This window comes from Sulfuricurvum sp. (assembly GCF_036279695.1).
GTDB lineage: Bacteria > Campylobacterota > Campylobacteria > Campylobacterales > Sulfurimonadaceae > Sulfuricurvum.
In genome coordinates this window covers 1-3734 of record NZ_DASUIQ010000078.1, presented here as the reverse complement: position 1 = coordinate 3734, position 3734 = coordinate 1, and the positions used below count along the sequence as shown (strand labels likewise).

Genomic DNA, 3734 nt, shown 5'->3' with positions numbered 1-3734 from the left:
CGGATTGATTATAGGACTTAGCCGTAAAAGTGCGGCAGAGTTTTCGTTTCTCCTCGCTATCCCCACGATGATTATCGCTACGGCGTACGATCTTCTCAAACACCGTAACGAGATGGTGGTGGATGATTATTTTATGCTCTCAGTAGCGTTTATAACGGCATTTGTATTTGCCCTCGCAACGGTCAAACTCTTTGTCACCTTCGTCAGCCGCCACACCTTTACCCCGTTTGCGATTTACCGAATCGCTGTGGGATTAATATTCTTCTATTTTGTGACTGCGCTTCCGGCGTGATTGCTTCTCGTCATTCCCGACCTGATCGGGAATCCAGCTTTTTTAAACACTGAGCTTAATTTTATTGGTCGCAAATTGATGAATCAGCATCTGAATGATATTTTGATAAGGGATCGAGTTCTCTAACGCTTTCTTTTTAAGCTCATAAATATCATTCTCATTGACGCGGATAGAGATCGCTTTTTTGTTTTGATTTTTTATGTAGGATTGTAACGCTTTTATCCGCTCATCTACGTTCCCTTTACTCACCCATTCACCGTTTTCAACACTCTCTAAAAGTTCATTTTCATACTCATCCAAAGGGATCATTTTGGAGCTCCTGTATTATATTTTTTATTCATTTGACGCGATGGGATGATTGTTTTTAAAAAAATGGACTCATCATCCTCAACATAAGGAACCAAATAAACATACTCTTTTATCTCGACTAAAATAATAAAGATATTTTGATTCGGATATTTCTCTTTATTTGGGTGTTCGACATCATCCAACAATCCCCCATTCTCAATCGCTAAAAGAACATCTTCAAACCCAATATCCCGTTGTTCTTTTAACAGCTCATTCTTCTCAAGGCTATATCGTATTACTTTGGTTCTAATCATCAATACAGCCTTTTTTATATATACAATGTATTTTATTCTATTGTGTGTTATTTGTCAATGGTATATTTTTTTCGTCATTCCCATGAAGGCGGAATCCAGCTTAATCATAAACATAACAGAAAATATTAAATAACAAAATAGTTCATTGACACCCCTGAGTTTCTCCGCTAAAATAAATTTACAAAAAAATGAAAAAAGGAATTTTAAATGAATGAGAATCAAACTTTATCTCAAGAAAATCAATTACAAGAAAAACTTTTTTCTCCTGTTTATATTTTAGTTGGTTCATTTATCGGTGGTTTTCCAACAGGGTTCTATTTTTATGCAAAAAATTATGGAAGCTTTGGAGATACAGGTAAAAGAAACATGGTTTTGCTTTTTGGATTTCTTTTTACAGTAGGTTATCTTCTAATCACAATTTTCATGCATATAAAGCCAGGGCTAGGTTTTGTAGTTTCAGGTATTATTGGATTTTTACTAGCTCATTTATCAAAAAATTATCTATTATCCAATAATATCGATTTAACACCAGAAAATGCAAAAGTCAATTCTTTTGTTACAGATAAAGAACTTAGACAATCATCTTGGCATTTATTTTTTGGAATTGTTGGCGGTATGGCATTCGCATATATTTTAGCTTTTATCTTATCCGCGATACTTGTTGGATTAGGCATCCTAACGCTCTAATTTTAAATCTATGGATTCCGTATCAAGTACGGAATGACAAAGAGGCGGCAATTCCGTTCGTGGTGAGCTTGTCGAACCATGAACTAAATACCTTTCGACAGGCTCAGGGCGAACGGCATGGATCATTTTGGAACTCCTATTTTGCCCGTAAACCCTTGATATGATCGATCAAAATCTTCGCCAACTCCAACGCTTTGGAGCGGTGTGACAACCCTTTTTTAACATCGTTATCCAACTCTCCGAGCGTATGTTCAAAACCGCTCGGAATAAAGATCGGATCGTATCCAAACCCGTTCTCGCCTCGCAACTCCGTGATGACATCCCCGTGCATCCACCCATGAACACAGCTCTCCTCTTCACGCGAGACGATAGCTATCGCCGCCGTGTAATGTGCGGGTGATGTTTCAACCCCTTTTTCTTTTAGCGCTTCGACAAGTTTGAGGAGATTATCCCGATCACTCGCACCCTCTCCGCCGTAGCGGGCGCTGTAAATTCCCGGAGCACCGTCCAATGCATCCACACTGATACCGCTATCATCGGCGACGACAATCGCATTTTCATCCCCTAATGCCCTATAGACTGCGCGTGCCTTGATCAATGCGTTTGCCTTGAACGTCTCGCCATCTTCAACGATCTCAAACCCCTCTATCAAATCGGTATAGGGAAATACCTCTCTATCGTGTAAGAGGTCGATAATCTCTCGAACTTTCCCTTTGTTTGACGTTGCCAAGACGATTTTCATTTCATTCCTTACAGTAGACTTTAACGTTCGGTGTTTACCCGACGTTTCATCTAAGAGTATATTATAATGCTGAAAATTTTAACGTATCTAAGGTTGCACGGTGTTTAAAACGGTTCTCCCACTCTCCGCGATTCTTTCGCTCCGATTCTTCGGTCTTTTTCTCGTCCTTCCGGTTCTCTCGGCCTATGCGCTGGGTCTAGAAGGTGCCACACCCATTCTGATCGGTGTCATCGTCGGAGGATACGCTCTGACGCAGGCGATCTTTCAAGTACCTTTCGGGATCATGAGCGATAAAATCGGTCGCAAACCGACACTGCTCCTCGGACTTGTCATTTTCTTGGTCGGTTCGATCATCTGTGCGGTGAGTACTGATATTTATACGTTGATGGCTGGGCGATTTTTACAGGGTGCGGGAGCGATCGGTGCGGTCATCCCAGCGATGATCAGCGATTTGGTCAATGAAGAATCACGCGGCAAAGCGATGGCACTCATGGGGGGAACCATTGCAATCAGTTTCGCCGCCGCAATGGCACTCGGACCCGTCCTTGCCGCAGGATTCGGATTTTCATCACTCTTTTGGATCGCGGCTGTTTTATCGATTGTATCGATGATCGTCCTCTTTACGAATGTCCCGACCCCTCCGCGCATCCGTCATATCTACCACTCCACGACCACGACCAAAGATATTCTCAAAGATCCGAATCTCCTTAGTATGATTATCACCAACGGGATGCAAAAAGGGCTTATGACCGTTTCGTTCGTCCTTATCCCTATCTTTTTGACCAATCCCGAATACGGTTTTTTATGGGATAAAAAAGATCTCTGGCAAGCCTTTATCCCCGCGATGGTAATGGGGCTTTTAGCGATGGGACCCGCCGCCGTTCTTGGTGAAAAATACAATAAACCGCGCGAAATTTTCCTCATCTCCATCGTTCTCTTTATCGTCGCATTTACCCTTATGGGATTTGCGACCAAAGGGTGGGAGTTCATCGTCGGAGTGGTGAGCTTTTTCATGGCGTTTAATATGATGGAGCCGCTGGTTCAGTCTATGATTTCCAAATACGCGAAAGTGCACCAAAAGGGTGCAGCGCTCGGTATCGCCAACGGGTTCGCCTATTTCATGACGTTTGTCGGCGGTGCGGCGGCAGGGATCGCGCTTCAATACTCAAGCCGTGAAGTGTTCACCATCGCGTTGATCGTTATCACTACGCTGTGGCTGCTATGGACGCTAAAAATGCAAAATCCGCATAGATATTCCCATCTCTATATCTCGATGGATCATGTCGATATGGAGAAATTAAACAGCTTGGAGCATGAGCATATCGCGGAATGGTATATCAATGAGACCGAACATATCGTCGCGGTAAAATACCGTAAAGACATGGTTGAAGAAGAGGCTATTAAAGCGAAG

6 protein-coding genes are annotated in these 3734 nt (G+C 42.5%); 3 read left to right on the top strand and 3 right to left on the bottom strand.

The window, feature by feature from the left end; translation table 11 throughout:
* A partial coding sequence (locus VFW36_RS07920; RefSeq protein WP_329658272.1) for an undecaprenyl-diphosphate phosphatase occupies positions 1-292 on the top strand: 292 nt, incomplete at its 5' end.
* Between the two features lie 42 nt (positions 293-334).
* Here the strand turns inward: VFW36_RS07920 and VFW36_RS07915 are convergent.
* Together VFW36_RS07915 and VFW36_RS07910 are read right to left on the bottom strand one after the other, a co-directional pair.
* Positions 335-601, bottom strand: coding sequence for a hypothetical protein (locus tag VFW36_RS07915; RefSeq protein WP_329658271.1), 267 nt, complete (start codon positions 599-601; stop codon positions 335-337).
* Positions 598-894, bottom strand: a complete 297-nt coding sequence (locus tag VFW36_RS07910; RefSeq protein ID WP_329658270.1) for a toxin — start codon at positions 892-894, stop codon at positions 598-600. Before VFW36_RS07910 ends, VFW36_RS07915 begins: the two co-directional genes overlap by 4 nt.
* A gap of 207 nt (positions 895-1101) precedes the next feature.
* Here VFW36_RS07910 and VFW36_RS07905 point away from each other — a divergent pair, with 207 nt between their 5' ends.
* Positions 1102-1581, top strand: coding sequence for a hypothetical protein (locus VFW36_RS07905; RefSeq protein WP_329658269.1), 480 nt, complete (start codon positions 1102-1104; stop codon positions 1579-1581).
* Between the two features lie 136 nt (positions 1582-1717).
* On the opposite strand, the gene rdgB is transcribed toward VFW36_RS07905, so the two are convergent.
* Positions 1718-2323, bottom strand: a complete 606-nt coding sequence (gene rdgB / locus VFW36_RS07900; RefSeq protein WP_329658268.1) for an RdgB/HAM1 family non-canonical purine NTP pyrophosphatase — start codon at positions 2321-2323, stop codon at positions 1718-1720.
* A gap of 100 nt (positions 2324-2423) precedes the next feature.
* Between rdgB and VFW36_RS07895 the strand changes: the two genes are divergently transcribed.
* Positions 2424-3734, top strand: a 1311-nt coding sequence (locus tag VFW36_RS07895; protein ID WP_329658267.1) for an MFS transporter, incomplete at its 3' end; no start/stop codon positions are given.

Excerpts from the sequence above, each read along its gene's own strand:
- VFW36_RS07915 (WP_329658271.1), bottom strand. The coding sequence starts at position 601 with ATGATCCCTTTGGATGAGTATGAAAATGAACTTTTAGAGAGTGTTGAA.
- VFW36_RS07910 (WP_329658270.1), bottom strand. The coding sequence starts at position 894 with ATGATTAGAACCAAAGTAATACGATATAGCCTTGAGAAGAATGAGCTG.
- VFW36_RS07905 (WP_329658269.1), top strand. The coding sequence starts at position 1,102 with ATGAATGAGAATCAAACTTTATCTCAAGAAAATCAATTACAAGAAAAA.
- rdgB (WP_329658268.1), bottom strand. The coding sequence starts at position 2,323 with ATGAAAATCGTCTTGGCAACGTCAAACAAAGGGAAAGTTCGAGAGATT.